This is a genomic window from Mesorhizobium sp. WSM4845 (genome assembly GCF_055811455.1).
The window spans coordinates 22,249-37,437 of sequence record NZ_JBVVQA010000012.1 but is presented as its reverse complement, the minus strand read 5'-3'; the positions used below and the strand labels follow the sequence as shown (position 1 = coordinate 37,437).

The following is a 15,189-nucleotide window of genomic DNA, read 5'->3' as shown; positions in this document are numbered from 1 at the left end:
GGAACATGAGATGAAGAAATTCTTGACCTCCACCGTTGCGGTATCGGCGCTCGCGCTGATGCTCGGCATGACAAGCGCCGGCGCCGAACACGCCGTCGATCCGAACGCCAAGCCGGGCGGCGCGATCACCATCACCTACAAGGACGACGTCGCCACGCTCGATCCGGCCATCGGCTATGACTGGCAGAACTGGTCGATGATCAAGACCCTGTTCGACGGGCTGATGGACTACGAGCCGGGCACCACCAATCTGCGGCCCGACCTCGCCGAGAGCTACGAGATCGCGCCCGACGGCAAGACCTTCACCTTCAAGCTGCGCCAGGGGGTGAAGTTCCACAATGGCCGCGAGATGACTGCCGACGACGTGAAATATTCGCTCGATCGCGTCACCAATCCGAAGACGCAGAGCCCGGGCGCCGGCTTCTTTGGCTCGATCAAGGGCCATGAGGATGTCGCTGCAGGCAAGGCGGAAAGCCTGGCGGGCGTCACCGTCGTCGACCCCTACACCATCAAGTTCGAACTGACCCGGCCCGACGCCACCTTCCTGCATGTCATGGCCATCAACTTCTCGCATGTCGTGCCGAAGGAGGAGGTCGAGAAATACGGCGCGGATTTTGGCAAGCATCCGGTCGGCACCGGGGCTTTCAAGTTCGCCGAATGGACGCTCGGCCAGCGCGTCGTCTTCGAGCGCAACCCGGATTACTGGCACAAGGGCCTGCCGCATCTCGACAAGGTCAGCTTCGAGATCGGGCAGGAGCCGATCGTCGCGCTGCTGCGGCTGCAGAAGGGCGAGATCGACGTGCTCGGCGACGTTATTCCGCCGGCCAAGTTCCAGGAGGTGATGGCCGATCCCGAGCAGAAGGCCCGTGTCGTCGAGGGCGGCCAGTTGCACACCGGCTACATCACCATGAACACCACCATGGCGCCTTTCGACAATGTGAAGGTGCGGCAAGCGGTCAACATGGCGATCAACAAGGACCGTATCGTCCAGCTGATCAACAACCGTGCGGTGCCGGCCAACCAGCCGCTGCCGCCGTCGATGCCCGGCTACGACAAGGAATTCAAGGGCTATCCCTATGACGTGGCCAAGGCCAAGGCTTTGCTTGCCGAGGCCGGTCATCCCGATGGTTTCGACACCCAGCTGTTCGCCATGAACACCGATCCCAACCCGCGCATTGCCCAGGCGATCCAGCAGGACCTGGCGGCAGTCGGCATCAAGGCCAGCATCCAGTCGCTGGCGCAGGCCAATGTCATCGCCGCCGGCGGCGACAAGGCCGGCGCGCCGATGATCTGGTCCGGCGGCATGGCCTGGATCGCCGATTTCCCCGATCCGTCGAATTTCTACGGGCCGATCCTCAGCTGCGCCGGCGCGGTTCCGGGCGGCTGGAACTGGTCGTGGTACTGCAACAAGGATCTCGACGCCAAGGCGGCGGAGGCTGACTCGATCGTCGATCCGGCCAAATCAGGCGAACGTGCCAGGATGTGGAGCGCGATCTACGGCAAGATCATGGAAGACGCGCCCTGGGTGCCAGTCTTCAACGAGCAGCGCTTCACCATGAAATCGCCCCGGATGGGCGGCGCCGACAATCTCTATGTCGACCCTGTCCATATCCCGATCAACTACGACAATGTGTATGTGACCGATGTGCAATAACTGCGACTACACCATCCACGGGCGCCATCACCATTTCGGCTGGGACAATTCCTTTGTCCCGACTGAGCGGGTGGCGCCCGGTTCGACGATCGAGTTTCAGTGCCTGGACTCGTCCGGAGGCCAGTTGACGCTGGACAGCACTGTGGACGACGTCGCTTTGCTCGACTTCGCCAAGGTGAATCCCGTCACCGGACCCATCTATGTCGACGGGGCTGAGCCGGGCGACGCGCTGAAGATCACAATTGAGATGTTCAAGCCGTCCGGCTTCGGCTGGACGGCGAACATTCCGGGGTTCGGGCTGCTCGCCGACGATTTTCCGGAGCCGGCGCTGAACATCTGGACATACGACGCCGCCTCGCTCGAGCCGGCGCTGTTCGGCAAGCATGCGCGGGTGCCGCTAAAACCCTTTGCCGGCACCATCGGCAACGCGCCGGCTGAAATGGGTCTCCACTCGGTGGTGCCGCCAAGGCGCGTCGGTGGCAATCTCGACATCCGCGATCTCGCGGCGGGCATCACGCTCTATCTGCCGGTGGAGGTCGCCGGTGCGCTGTTTTCGGTCGGCGATACGCATGCCGCGCAGGGCGACGGCGAAGTGTGCGGCACGGCGATTGAAAGCCCGATGGATGTCGTGCTCAAGCTCGACCTGGTTAAAAATGCGCGGTTGAAGACACCGCGCTTCACCACGCCTGGCCCGGTGACGCGCCATCTCGATGCCAAAGGCTATGAGGTGACGACCGGCATCGGACCGGACCTGATGACGGGCGCCAGGGAAGCGGTCTCGCAGATGATCGACCTGCTTGCCGGCCGCTACGCAATGGACCCGGTCGAGGCCTATATGCTGGTTTCGGTCTGCGGCGATCTCAGGATCAGCGAGATCGTCGACATGCCGAACTGGGTGGTGTCGTTCTACTTCCCGCGCTGCGTCTTCGAATGAGCAAAGGCGCAACCAGCAAGCGGACCGGGGCTCCCGCCCCGGCCGTTTCGGTCACGGCTGGTCCGGTGCTGGAAATCTCCGGCCTGACCGTCAGCGTGCGCGGCGAAGACGGCGAGCGGCCGGTGGTATCAGGCCTGTCGTTCTCGATTGCACGCGGCGAGACGCTTTGCATTGCCGGTGAATCCGGTTCCGGCAAGTCGATGACGGCGCTGGCGATCATGCAGTTGCTGCCGCAGCCCGCCGCCCGGATAGAATCCGGCACGATCAGGCTTCGCGACATGGATCGGGGCGACATCGATCTGGCAGTCCTCGATGAGCGTCGGATGCGCCGTATTCGCGGCGCCCGCATCGCGATGATCTTCCAGGAGCCGATGACCTCGCTCAATCCGGTGCTGTCGATCGGCCGGCAGCTGGTCGAGTCCATCGAGGCCCATACCGGCCTGTCGCGTGCCGAGGCCCGCCGGCGCGCCGTCGAGGCGCTGAAGGCCGTCCGCATCTCGGAAGCCGAAAGCCGGCTAAAACAGTTTCCGCACGAACTGTCCGGCGGTATGCGCCAGCGCGTGATGATCGCAATGGCGCTGGCGCTGAAACCGGATGTGCTGATCGCCGACGAGCCGACGACGGCGCTCGACGTCACCGTTCAAGGCGAGGTGCTGGAACTGTTGCGCGATCTGCAGCGCGAACACGGCACCAGCGTCATCCTCATCACCCACGACATGGGCGTGGTTGCCGAAATGGCCGATCGCGTCGTCATCATGCGGCACGGCCGCATGGTCGAGCAGGGAACAGCCGCCGATATCTTTTCCCGCCCGCAAGCCGACTATACGCGTGAACTGCTCGCCGCCGTGCCGCGCATTGGTACCGGCGTCGGCCGCCAAAAATCCGCCGAACAAAAATCCGTCGAAGCGGAAATGCCCGGAAGCGTGGCGGTGGTCAACGATCTGCATGTTCGCTTCGACCTGCGCGGTGGCTTCTTCGGCCAAGTGAACCGCCGTGTCCACGCCGTCGAAGGCATCAGCTTTTCGATCGCGCCGCACGAGACGTTGGCGCTGGTCGGCGAATCCGGCTGCGGCAAGTCGACCACCGCCAAGGCGCTGGCCGGGCTTGTGCCCTACCACGGCGATATCGTCATCGGCGGGCGCAATCTGGCGGGCCTTGGCCGTGACCAGCGCAAGGCGGTTCGCCGCGATGTGCAGATGATTTTCCAGGATCCCTATGCCTCGCTTGACCCGCGCATGCGCGTCGGCGACCTCGTTGCCGAGCCGCTGTTGATCCATGGCATCGCTTCGAAGGAAGAGCGTAGCCAGCTTGTGGCGGCGTTGTTTGAACGCGTCGGTCTCTCGGCCGATCAGATGGAGCTCTATCCGCACGAATTCTCGGGCGGCCAGCGCCAGCGCATCTGCATCGCGCGCGCTCTGGCGCTCAGACCCAAACTCATCATCGCCGACGAGAGCGTTTCGGCGCTCGACGTGTCGGTGCAGGCCCGCGTGCTCGACCTGCTGAAGGAACTGCAGCGCGAATTCGGCATCGCCTATCTGTTCATCTCGCACGACATGGCGGTGGTCGAGAACATTTCCGATCGTGTCGCCGTCATGTATCTCGGCCAGATCGTCGAAATGGGCACCCGCGACCAGGTCTTTTCGAACCCGCGCCACCCCTACACCAAGCGCTTGATCGAAGCCGTGCCGGTGCCCGATCCGGCAAGACGCCGGCCGCGTTTCGCGCGTCTCGATCAGGAGATCCCGAGCCCGACCCGAAAAATCGGCGAAGAGCCGCCGAAACTGGCCCTGAGGGATCTTGGCAACGGTCATCTCGTTGCGGTTTCCTGACGTGCGCAACTGTCGGCATTCTTGCGACGCTCAGAGCCACCGCCGCACGGTTTGCCTGTAGCCGCGATACGCATCGCCGAACCGCCGCTCGAGATAGGCCTCCTCGCGGGCGACGACGCCGTAGCGGATCAGGATCGCCAGCGGCAGCGTGAGGACAAGGATCCAACTATTCTGCGCGGCCACGCCGATGCCGCCATAGATGAGGAACATGCCGAGGTAGATCGGATTGCGCGTCCAGCCGTGGATGCCGGTCGTCACCAGCACGCGCGTGGGCTCATTCGTCGGCACCGGCGTCGTCGCGCGGGTGAAGTTGCGAATGCCCGCGGCGAAAAGCACAAAACCGACCAGGATCAGCGAGCCGCCGATGATCCAGCTAACCAGCCCCGGACCGGGGAACGGCAAACGCAGCAGGCGATCCAGCACGAAGCCGATCAGGAAAGCAGCGAGAAAGAGCAGCGGCGGTCTCGCGATGACACCTGCGGTTCCGCTGTCGGTTTGCCCAGCCAGGTCCATTGCCATGTCTGCTCCCGCAGATGCCTAGGGCTACGAAGCCCATAGCCGCCTAGAAACGACAACTAAGGTGTCATTCTAAAGGTTGACAACGGGGGTGTCAATCGCAGAGATTGGCCCGGACAAAGGAACTGAAGCGATGGCGTCGGCACGACACGGGACTGACCGAACGACCGGGACGGACCCCTTCGCTGACGGCAAGGCCGAGGCGATCGCCGAGCTGATGCTCGAAGTGGCCCAGTGCTTCTTCAGGATACGGGCTCTCGGCCAGAAGACCGGGCTCATCACCAGTTGGGGCGGCGGTGCGTTCGGCTTCATGCGAAGCCTGGCGCTGCTTGGTCCGCTCACCGTGCCGCAGATCGCCCAGATGCGGCCCACCAGCCGCCAGCGCATGCAGCGGCTGGCGGATGAGCTCGCGGCCGAGGGGCTGGTCGAATTCATCGACAATCCAAAACACCGGCGCTCGAAGCTTGTGCAGCTGACGCGCGAAGGCGCCGCGCGCTACGGCGAGCTGAACGCCCAGCTGCTGGCGATCGCCTCGACCATGGGCGTCGCTCTCGACGAAGCCGATATCCGCAAGACCGCCGAGGTCGTGCGGCAGCTGAGCGACGATGTGAAAGTGCGTTCGGAGCGGCTGTCCTAGCGCTGATGCAGTAGCCACGCGGCGCCATTGAAGGAATTCCCGTCCTGCTTGAGCGGCGCTCCGACCGCGTGCCGTTTCAGCCTGGATGCGCTTGGCAGTTTTGCCACGTCCGCCCGCCCTGCCGGCGAACAATTGCCAACCGGAACCTCTGCGGAGCTGAGGCGTTCGAAGCGCAAAAGCTGAGAGCTGCGCCACCGCAAAAAGAGTACTGCAATGGCTCAGAAGGCAAAGATAACGACAGGCACGAACGACCGGCCGCGCAACGAAACCATAGGCCAATCCCGTGAAGGTCTGCCGGACGACAGCAGCAAGCCGCTTGAAGTCGATGAAACCGCGGTCGCCCGGGTGAAAAAGCAGCTGCAAGGCAAACCCGCGCAATTTGGCGAAGCCAATCCCGACGCGCCAGGCATTCCCGGCGCCGGCGTGATTATTTGTCGCCGCTGCGCCGGGACAGGCATGATCGACGGCCGCACCTGCCCCGAATGCGGCGGAACCGGAAAAACGCCGATAGGCTGAGGCGATCACGATAGCGATCACCCGCAGCGGCAACCTCGATCACTGAAGCGCCAAGGGGCCGATGGCAATTGCGCGGATCAGATCGCCGGCACCCACTTCCAGAACACGCCCTCCATCCGTTCGGGGTAGTGCTTGAACTCGCATTCGAAGCGCCATCCGTAAGCCTTGGCGGCCGCCAGCGCTGCCGGGCTGACCGGGTTCATGCCCGTTCCCGGCGCGAACCAGTCCTCAAGCAAGTCGTCGGGCACATAGGCGCCGATCCTCAAAGGCAAATTTTCGAGGACGACATCCATTTCGTCAGGTGCGGACAATGGGGTCTCCTTTCGAGATCTGTCCTCAACAAATCATTTGAGGCGGATGGGTTCCCGCCATCCCGAACTCATTGATCTCGGGTACCGCTCGCCCGGCTATGCCACCATGACCGCAAACCAGAAGCGCGGCACGATCTACATCGGTGTCACCAATGATCTTGGCCGCCGCATGCCGGAGCACAAATCCGGCGGCGGCGGCTCGCGCCTCACCAGCCGCTACGGCGTGCAGCGTGGTCTGGTACGAGGAACATTTCGACATTCGAGACGCCATCCAGCGCGAGAAAGTCGCTGAAGCGTTGGCCGCGCCAATGGAAGATCGAGCTGATCGAGACGATCAATCCAGACTGGTTCGAGCTTTTTCGCGGAACGGGGTGGTAGCGTTCGGTTCTACTCCGCCGGAGCACTGCCGCGAGGTAACGGCATGGATCCCAGGGTTTGCGCGCGTCGCTTCGCTCCTTGCTTCGCCCTGGAATGACGAAGTGGAGGGGTGGTCGGCAAATCACAAAAGTTTGTAGAAGGTCTGACCGGCCTTGCGCAGAACGAATGGTTCGGGGTTCAAGCCTTGCGCATGCGCTGGCACTTTTGAATGTCGGCAGTTCATCCCAAGTGACGCGTACGGCGCATGACGCACCGGATCGCGCCCGGGTCGACCACGGGCAGATTGCCGTGGCGCCCTGTCCGTTGGGCAGACAGTAGACGAACACGCGGCCTTGAGCCTCGCCTTGGGTGAAGCCCAGCGACCACGCGCCTGCTTGAATCGAGTTCGGGTAGCAGCGACTGAATGGCGACATAAAGCGGAAGTAGTTAACCCCCTTGCGCTCCGGCTGTGACCGATGTAAACAACTTCTGTGACCACCGTTCACAGGCTAAAGAGGTTGGATGGCAGAGCAGGACGACGAACTGGTTGGGATTAACGAGATTGCGGATATGGCCCATGTCTCGCGGCAGGCGGTAGCGAATTGGCGCGCCCGATTCAGCAATTTTCCCCAACCGGTAGCTGACCTCAAGGCCGGACCGATCTTTCGAAAGTCACAAGTACGGGGATGGCTACGAAAGAGGAGAATTCCGATGGCTCAAGTGGTGTCGACAATTAATCTGAAAGGCGGCGTTGGCAAGACGCATACGACCGTCGCCATCGCGGAGGTTCTCTCTGCCTACCGTAACAAGCGAGTCCTGGTCATCGATCTTGACCCCCAAACCAATGCCACAACGATGCTGATCGGCGAGAAGAAGTGGCAGAAGCTAAACCAGGATGGACATACGCTTGCCCAGCTCTTCAAGGACGCCCTCGACCCTGACAACGCTACGTTCAATCTGTCGAAGACGCTTCAGAAGAACGTCTCTGACGTCCGAGAAGCGCGTACCATCGATCTCCTGCCGTCTAGCCTTGATCTGATCGACGTGCAGGATCGCTTGGCAAGCATTCCCTCTGGAAGGTTCTTCGAGGCCAACCCGATCGCCATCCTCTACCGCGCAGTCAAGGCTATCCTAGATGACTACGATCTGGTGTTGGTCGACTGCCCACCGAATCTTGGGATCATTACACTTAACGGCCTACGTATCTCCAACGGATACATCATCCCTACTATCCCTGACATTTTGTCGACCTATGGTATTCCTCAGATCGTGAAACGCATCGGCGAATTTTCTGACAAGATCGCTGAGACGATCGACCCGCTCGGCGTGGTTGTGTCCAAGTTCCGTGCGCAGTCCACCGTGCACCAGAACACGACCAAGATGTTGCGGCAGGAGAAGGACGCCCCTTGCTTCGACACAGTAATACCGGAATCCAACAGCATCTCCGGTTCAGCCGAAACGGTACTTGGCGATCGGACGATGAAGCAGAAGTACGGCTACAAGGGCGAGCCCGAGACCTACCTGGCGCTGGCCGACGAGCTGTGGGCGAAGCTGTGATGGCCAAGCCTATGACCAGCGAACGTCGGCTCAAGGCGCTCTTAGATGTGGTGGTGGGAGAGATGCGCGCCAATCCCGCCTTCGCCGACAAAGTCGCCAAGGCTCTCGATCCTCAGCCGACCGATCTCACCGGCGAATCGACAAAAGCAAACATCGGACGCGACCCACGGCCGCGTCCAACGGAAGGATTGACCAAGCGGGGCAACCGCCGCGCGGCGTCCCTTGTAGATCCTCTGACTGCCATTCAGGTGGGAGAACAGCACCTGCGCAGTCAATTGGAGCCACTGGACCTAGAGCAGCTCCGGGATGTGCTTGCCGACCACCGCATGGATTCCAGCAAGCTTGCGATGAAGTGGAAAGACCGAGAGCGGGTGATCGAACACATTGTGGCGACCGCAATTGAGCGCGGTCAAAAGGGCGACGCGTTCCGAGCTTAGTGCGCGCAGAATTGCCGGCGACAGTTAGAGATGCATGTACGAGCCAGCCGGAGTCGCTTGTCGATAAGAGAGCAGAAACGGCTCCAGAGCCGTTATTGTTCGATCAACCTCGGAATGGGTCGTGTTGACTGAGAGGCTGAAACGCAGCGTCGCGCGTGCATTTTCCTGCGATACGCCCATCGCCGTCAGCACGTGCGAGGGCGCAGTCGCGCCCGCCGTGCATGCCGATCCGGTAGCGATGCAGATGCCGCGCAGGGCAAGCTGCTCGGTAACCTCGTCAGCTACAACGCCGGGAAAGGCGATCGAACTGGTGTTGGGCAGGCGCACCGTAGAGAGGGAATGAATTATTGCGTCGGGTCGCAAGGCAATAAGTCGCGCCTCGAGCTGGTCGCGCATTTGGGCTACTTTCGTCATGTCGCCAAGTCGCAGTTTGGCCACACGGGCCGCAGCCGCTAGGCCTGCTGCCCCCGGCACGTTCGACGTTCCACCGCGAAGGCCATTCTCCTGCTCGCCAGAAATCAGCGCATGGATCGCAGCACCGTCACGTATAAACAGCCCGCCAATCCCTTTGGGGCCGTGGAATTTATGGGCGGAGAAGGAGACGAGGTCGACCTGGGCGAGCGTGCCGGAGAGATCAATCGGAATGCGGGCCACCGCCTGGGTGGCGTCGGTGTGGAGCAAAGCCACTGGGGACAGTTGCCGGACCAGCGCGGCTAAGGCAGCGAGCGGCTGGACCGCTCCAGTTTCGTTGTTGGCAAGGTGGATCGAGACGAGACGCGTCTCTGGCCGAAGAGCAGCGGCTAGGTTCGCATGGTCGATCAAGCCATGTTCATTGACCGGCAGAACATCGATTTGCTGACCACGCGCCTGCGCAGATCGGGCCGCAGCTAAGAGCGACGAATGTTCGCTGGCGCAGGTCACCGCGTGTGATGCCGGCGCGAGGGCGCCGAACATGACCCAGCTATTGGCCTCGCTTGCTCCTGAGGTAAGGACGATCTGATCGGCATCCGCAGCGCCGCCAAGCAGCTCGAGCATCGCAATACGTGCGTCATCGAGCGGACGCGCCGCACCGAGAAGGTCGCCGGCAGTTGAGGAGGCGTTGAGGAACAATGTCTCCTGGTAGTAGCGCATCGCCTCCATCACTTCAGGGTGAGGACGAGTGGTCGCATTGTTGTCCAGATAGGCTCTGATCTCCATTGGCGTCACCCTAAGTCACGGAGCAGCGCTGCTACCAGCTGCTCAAGTCGGTCGGTGTCGAGAAAGGGGACTTGGGCATAGATCGGGGTGGTTCCACCGCCGATTATCGCGGCGAGATGGCCCTTACCGAGCAAGCGCTCGGCGCCGCCGTTCTTGATGCCGAGCGAGAGGTCCGAGGTGCCGGCGCTGTCTACGCGCAAGATCAGCCGGTTTCCTAGGTTACTGCGCAGCTGCATTGGGAAGACGCTGGCGTCAGGGCGCTGAGCTGCGAAGATCAAATAGATACCCGCTGCGCGCGCCTTAACACCGAGCCGATTGACCGCCGCTTCGACACCCGCGCGGTAGTTGTCGAGCTGCATCCAGTCGGCGAACTCGTCGTGGATCAGCCAGGTGAGCGGCAAAGGCTCGCCTGCCACCTTGTTGTAGGCGGCGATGTTCGAGACCCGCGCTTCCTTGAATAGCGAGTAGCGGCGCTGCATTTCAACCACTAGCGCATCGAGCCGGGTGAGCGCGTCACCTTCCTGATCGATGATCGGTCCATCGAGGTGGGGGAGCGCCTCGAAAGCGAAATAATCAACGCCCGCTTTGGGATCGATCAGGATGATGCGGGATTGATCGGGGCGGTTGGTGGCAGCGATGCCGAGAATGATGTTCTGGACAAGGATTGACTTGCCGCTGCCGGTGCTGCCGGCCACGAGCGTATGTGGCGCCGGCTCTGGCTCGAGAAACAACGGGCTGCCGTCATCCTCCTTGACCGCGATCAGAAGCTTTGCATTGGCAGTCTCGCTGCGCGTCTCCCAGTCGGCCCAGACCTCGGGCAGGCCGAGCGTCATCCGATGCGGTCGCTTGATCGAGACAACCACGAACCCCGGTTCGGCCCGCACGCCAATCAGCTCGAGGCCGTGGGTCGACTCAAGCTCTTCGCGCTTGTTCTCGACCTTCGCCACGGTGAGATCGTCCGAACCTCGGAACCGTAGCAGCGCTGCGTTGGGGGTCAGCACTTGCTGCTCGAGCCGGCCCGACATGCCGTAGCGCAGCAGTGCTGCGCGGCAGCGCTGCGCCGTATCGTCGAGCCATAGCATATCGCTTTCCTGCGACGGCCGGTCCTGCGCCCAGAGTGTGAGCAATGCCTTGAAGCCAAGCAAGGGCTGCGATCCTTGGGTCTCGTCCTGTCCAGGAGGGGAACCCGGAATGGGGGTCAGGTCGGGGGCGTCTGATGCCTGCGCGCTTCCGAATGGAGGGACGGTCTCAGTTGGCTCGCTAGCGATGGGATGCGAAACCGCCGCAGCCTGCGGCGGCGGCCGATGCTCGAGAGTTTCGCCGAGCAAAATTGCTCCAAGTTCCTGGCGGAGCGGTGTGGGATCTCGATTTTCGGCATAGGTCCGCACGATCTCGCGGACCGTGGCGGGCGCAAATCGCTCCTGATAGCCCGATTGCGTGCCCTCTACGCCTATCATGTGGTCGGCCGAGCCGATCTCGGCGTCTCCAAAGCCGTGGCTGAAAACATGGCTGTAGCCCGCCACGCGGATCGTGCATTGGCCGTCGCGAATAGCGGTGCGCCAGCTCGGATCAAGGTTGGTGCCGTCCCGCTGCGCGTCCAACAGCATCTCAGCTAGCCGAGCTCGCCAGATCGCGGCGTCGGCTGGCTCGCCTTCGGCCGACAGTGCTTTTTCGAACCGTCGCAAGCTAGCCTTGAGCTGGATCTGACTGTGATCGGCCTTGTCGCGCAGCTTTGTCGTGGAGACAAACTTGGCCTCGGTGACAATTACGTCAAGGAAGCGGTTGCCGTCGATATCGGTCCAGGGAGAGAGGCACAGCAGATCGGCCATGCGGCCTTCTACTTGGCCGAGCCAGCTCGCATAATCGTCGAGGAACAGCCATGCCCGCAGCCGGTCGCCAAGCTCCTGGTCCACCAGGTATTTGCTGAGGACCACGCCGATCAGCTCGCCCGCGCTCGTCCCGCGCCGCGCCGCGCGCAGGACGATATCGCCCGATACGGAGTTGGCGTCATTGATCAGCCTGCCGGCAAGCACGCCGACGGTCTCGGTATCATAGCTGGCATCGAGACTGCGCAGCCGGCTGCACAAGGTTGCGCGTAGCAGCGTATCGGACGCCTTTGACGAGATGATCAGCGAACGATTGCTGCCGGCGGCATGCTTGTAGCGGATGACCGAGATACCGTTGTTGAGAAGCTGGCGCCGATCGAGAAGGTCATCGAAATTGACGACCCACGTACCGAGCCGATGCGTTTCGTCGAGCACTTGCCGGGTTTCGTCAGACTGGAGCACCGTGCGCCGATCGGGCACGCGGCAAAAGCCGCGTTCGCGCGCGGCTAGCGCCAGCCCTGCGTCGGCGAGCACCGCCAGACCATCGAGATAGTTCCAGCCCGCCGGCGTTTGCGCAGGGCAGGTGAGATGCAGCACCGCGTCGCGGTCGAAACGCCCTATTGCCTTGCGCCGCGACCATTGCGCTGGGTCGATGTCGATCGCAGGTCGTTCGATTCGTGGCACATCCGACCAGCCGAGCTCGGCCTGGCGCGAGATCACGTCGTGGCAGAAGACGATATCAAACGGCGGACCATCGCTAGTCTGTGATGGGCGTTGTTCGTTGACGAGGATCGAGATGCGCAGACGCGACATGAAATCGCGTGCTGCTTCGCTCGCGTGCAGTCCGTCCTGTTGGAGTTCGCGGTGGACGAGCTGCTGGTACAGCGCGCGAAGCTGCTTACCGTCGGTGTGCCTCAATACCACTTGGCACATCGCCTCTTCGCCTTCCTTCTCGGCATCCTTCCGAACGGCATCTACCACCGCCTGGGGCAAGGCGGCGGCGTCGCAATTGAACAACACGATCGACAGATTATCGCGTTCGTGTGGTTGGAGCTGGAGATAGACCTGCGCGAGGTCGGCAATCTGCCGCGCGGTGGGGAGCACATTCTCGTTACTCGGCGCATCGGCGCCGGCGCGCGTAACCGGGCGTTCGAGCAGCGAATAGCCATGGAGCGCATCCACCTCGCTGATGAGCACGGGCTGCGCGCTCGGCCAGGTCATGGTGAGATCGGGGCGCGCGGGATTGCGCAGGTTGCGCGAAAGCTCCTCGAAGAACAGCGCGCCGCCGTCGGCGAATTCAGGCGCCTGCGGAGCAAACAGCGCCTCGAGCGCACGGCGAAACTTTGCGAGCTGAGCGTGGAGCGCTTCGAGGCGCAACGGATGCCACGGGCATAAAATGACCGACGAGCGAGCGCTGGTCATCCCCTGGATCGGTGCCACACCGATCTCGAACAAGGGTCGAAGCAGGCCTTCCACCACGATCGGGTGATTGGCAAGGCGCACGCAAACGGCTTCGATGAGCGCGCCATAGGCCTGCGCCTGATCAGTCAGCGACGGCGACCTGACGCCGAGAGAGGTCCAGTCGGCAAGCGCGCCTTCATAAGCCTTTTCAAAGGCGTCGAACGCGCTGGCGAGCTGGTCGGCGGCATCCATCTCGAGTACACCGGCTTTGCGCGCCTCGCCGAGCGCCCGGCGCCAGTTCAGCGCAAGCGATTCACAACGCGAACTCGCCGGCACGAACGATCCGCGATTGCGTTGGGCAGCCGGGTCGAGCCCCGAGAGGTCGCGCAGATTGATCCCGACTTGGCTGGCGCGGGCGCGATGCCGATAGCCGGCCGAGCACCGCACGAGCGTAGTGCGCGCCCTGTTGTCCTGTAAGCGCTCGAGGTCGCTCGCAAGGCCGACACCCACCGCGTCGAGCGATCCTTCCCATACCAGCCGGACTGAGGCGCCGCTGCTGCCCTCTTCCTCCACGCGCACTTTGAAACGCAGCTGCCGGGCCTTGCGCGCGGTGCTCTGCGCGCCACGCCGTCGGCCGGCGATCTCCTCGGCGAAACTATCATGGCGAAACGCGAGCACGCGCTTAAAGCTCACCAAGCCTTCGAGCGCAGCTTCGAGCCCGCGATAGCGGGCGGCGAACATCGCACAGATATCCTCATTGAGCGAAAGAAAAGCTCGCTTCTCGTCCTCCACTGCTTCAACAACGAGCGTCTGCCGGCCGGGGGCGGCCGGGCGATAGAGCCGGCGCACGCATTGGAGCAGCCCCTCGACAATGTCAGTGCAGGGGACTTCAGGGCCGAAAATGAAGCGATCCCATAAGGCAGCGAGCCTTGCCTCCTGACGGATCTCGACAATGTGGTCGCTGTAGAATTCCTCGTCGCGCTCATCCTTACTGGGGTTCCGCCCGCGCTCATCTGCGAGCTCGTCAAGATAACGCCACTCGTTTTGGGTTAGCCGGTCTTCACGCGCGAGTTTGTAGAAGGCACGGGTCTCGGTGCCGATCGACTTGGCGTCGGCACGCTGCGCTTCCTCGAAGAACAGCCGGACATCGGGCCAGTCGAGTTCGAATGGAGCGAAGGAAGCAGGACCGGTGCCCGGCGGCGCCTCGATATAGGCAGCGAGCACAGCATAGACGTCGCCGGGCAGGATCGAGGCCATGCCGTCGAGTTTTTCGCGCAGCCGCGTGGTGGAAAAAGGGGTCTGGCTTTGGTCGCGCTTGTAAACGTAGCAATCGCGCTTCCAATGCGCGACGAAGCGCGCGCGCCACTGCGAATAATGGCCGCGTCGCGCCGGCGAAATATCGTCGAACAGCTGGTCGAAGCGTGGAAGATGCAATTTGGGGAGCGCGCTGCCGAGCGCGGCAGGCAAGGGAGTGCCGGCGCGGAGATTGGCCGCCACGGCCACGAGATAGTCAGCCAGCTGGCGCATCGATACGCGGTCGAGCTCCACCAGCGCTTTAATTGCGGCACGCCATTGTATCGCGCGATCGTCGTCGAGAATCTCGGCGGCTGCGCCGCTATGCCCAAACCAGAGGTCGAGATGGTCGAGCGAAAGCAGGGTGCCCGCGTCGATCGGCTCCACCTGCGAAAGAGACTGTGCCTGCGATTCATCAAGCAGCGCGAGCAGCCGCGCTTCCTTGTCGCATTCGGCGTGGCGCAGATCGGTTGTGTTAATCTCGGTGAGATGCTCGGGCGCGATGTCCTTGATATCGGCAAAGGCATAAGCCGGGAGACAAATGTCGAGCCGCTGGCAAAGGCCCTTGTCCTCCTGTATGGCAAGGACGATCGCCGCCATCTCGCTGGGCTCGATGCCGTAGAGAACGTAGCGCGCAGTGCCGCGATCCTGCAGCGCTCGATCGATTCCTGTGCGGATGATGTCGCGACCCACGCGGCCGATGAGGGTCAAACCATCGATCACA

Annotated in this window: 11 protein-coding genes and 2 pseudogenes; 8 read left to right on the top strand and 5 right to left on the bottom strand. The window is 62.6% G+C overall.

All coding sequences use genetic code 11. The features are described from left to right. Positions 1 to 58: 58 nt before the first annotated feature. The 3 genes from AC0L2C_RS15660 to AC0L2C_RS15650 are packed head-to-tail and all read left to right on the top strand — an operon-like array spanning position 59 to position 4,417. Positions 59 to 1,654 carry an ABC transporter substrate-binding protein gene (locus AC0L2C_RS15660; protein ID WP_473523836.1) on the top strand — a complete coding sequence of 532 codons (1,596 nt, stop codon included), beginning with the start codon at positions 59 to 61 and terminating at the stop codon, positions 1,652 to 1,654. Next, positions 1,644 to 2,588 carry an acetamidase/formamidase family protein gene (locus AC0L2C_RS15655; RefSeq protein ID WP_473475883.1) on the top strand — a complete coding sequence of 315 codons (945 nt, stop codon included), beginning with the start codon at positions 1,644 to 1,646 and terminating at the stop codon, positions 2,586 to 2,588. Before AC0L2C_RS15660 ends, AC0L2C_RS15655 begins: the two co-directional genes overlap by 11 nt. Then, on the top strand, positions 2,585 to 4,417 hold the full coding sequence (locus AC0L2C_RS15650; protein WP_473523774.1) for an ABC transporter ATP-binding protein: 1,833 nt from the start codon (positions 2,585 to 2,587) through the stop codon (positions 4,415 to 4,417). Before AC0L2C_RS15655 ends, AC0L2C_RS15650 begins: the two co-directional genes overlap by 4 nt. Before the next feature lie 30 nt (positions 4,418 to 4,447). On the opposite strand, the gene AC0L2C_RS15645 is transcribed toward AC0L2C_RS15650, so the two are convergent. Beyond that, positions 4,448 to 4,936: a methyltransferase family protein gene (locus AC0L2C_RS15645; RefSeq protein ID WP_473523773.1), complete on the bottom strand. Its 489-nt coding sequence runs from the start codon at positions 4,934 to 4,936 to the stop codon at positions 4,448 to 4,450. A 130-nt stretch (positions 4,937 to 5,066) separates the two neighbouring features. Here AC0L2C_RS15645 and AC0L2C_RS15640 point away from each other — a divergent pair, with 130 nt between their 5' ends. Then, positions 5,067 to 5,570, top strand: coding sequence for a MarR family winged helix-turn-helix transcriptional regulator (locus AC0L2C_RS15640; RefSeq protein WP_473523772.1), 504 nt, complete (start codon positions 5,067 to 5,069; stop codon positions 5,568 to 5,570). A 213-nt stretch (positions 5,571 to 5,783) separates the two neighbouring features. Beyond that, a complete protein-coding gene (locus AC0L2C_RS15635) occupies positions 5,784 to 6,086 on the top strand; it encodes a hypothetical protein (protein ID WP_473523771.1) in 303 nt (100 codons plus the stop codon). 77 nt (positions 6,087 to 6,163) lie between these two features. Here the strand turns inward: AC0L2C_RS15635 and AC0L2C_RS15630 are convergent, their stop codons facing one another. Next, positions 6,164 to 6,397 carry a hypothetical protein gene (locus AC0L2C_RS15630; protein ID WP_473523770.1) on the bottom strand — a complete coding sequence of 78 codons (234 nt, stop codon included), beginning with the start codon at positions 6,395 to 6,397 and terminating at the stop codon, positions 6,164 to 6,166. Positions 6,398 to 6,503: 106 nt separating this feature from the next. Here AC0L2C_RS15630 and AC0L2C_RS15625 point away from each other — a divergent pair. Further along, positions 6,504 to 6,775, top strand: a pseudogene (locus AC0L2C_RS15625) (GIY-YIG nuclease family protein). Positions 6,776 to 6,978: 203 nt separating this feature from the next. On the opposite strand, the pseudogene ligD reads toward AC0L2C_RS15625, so the two are convergent. Further along, positions 6,979 to 7,188 (bottom strand): annotated as a pseudogene (ligD, locus tag AC0L2C_RS15620) (non-homologous end-joining DNA ligase LigD); the annotation flags it as partial. An 88-nt stretch (positions 7,189 to 7,276) separates the two neighbouring features. Between ligD and AC0L2C_RS15615 the strand changes: the two are divergent. Together AC0L2C_RS15615 and AC0L2C_RS15610 are read left to right on the top strand one after the other, a co-directional pair. Beyond that, on the top strand, positions 7,277 to 8,311 hold the full coding sequence (locus AC0L2C_RS15615) for an AAA family ATPase (RefSeq protein ID WP_473523769.1): 1,035 nt from the start codon (positions 7,277 to 7,279) through the stop codon (positions 8,309 to 8,311). Between the two features lie 11 nt (positions 8,312 to 8,322). Beyond that, a complete protein-coding gene (locus tag AC0L2C_RS15610; protein WP_473523768.1) occupies positions 8,323 to 8,748 on the top strand; it encodes a hypothetical protein in 426 nt (141 codons plus the stop codon). Positions 8,749 to 8,772: 24 nt separating this feature from the next. Here AC0L2C_RS15610 and AC0L2C_RS15605 read toward each other — a convergent pair whose 3' ends face one another. After that, the gene (locus AC0L2C_RS15605) at positions 8,773 to 9,945 is read right to left on the bottom strand and encodes a cysteine desulfurase family protein (RefSeq protein WP_473523767.1); all 1,173 of its coding nucleotides are present in this window, start codon (positions 9,943 to 9,945) and stop codon (positions 8,773 to 8,775) included. 5 nt (positions 9,946 to 9,950) lie between these two features. Then, positions 9,951 to 15,188 (bottom strand): FtsK/SpoIIIE domain-containing protein, encoded by a 5,238-nt coding sequence (locus AC0L2C_RS15600; RefSeq protein WP_473523766.1) that lies wholly within the window; start codon positions 15,186 to 15,188, stop codon positions 9,951 to 9,953. Position 15,189: the final 1 nt, after the last annotated feature.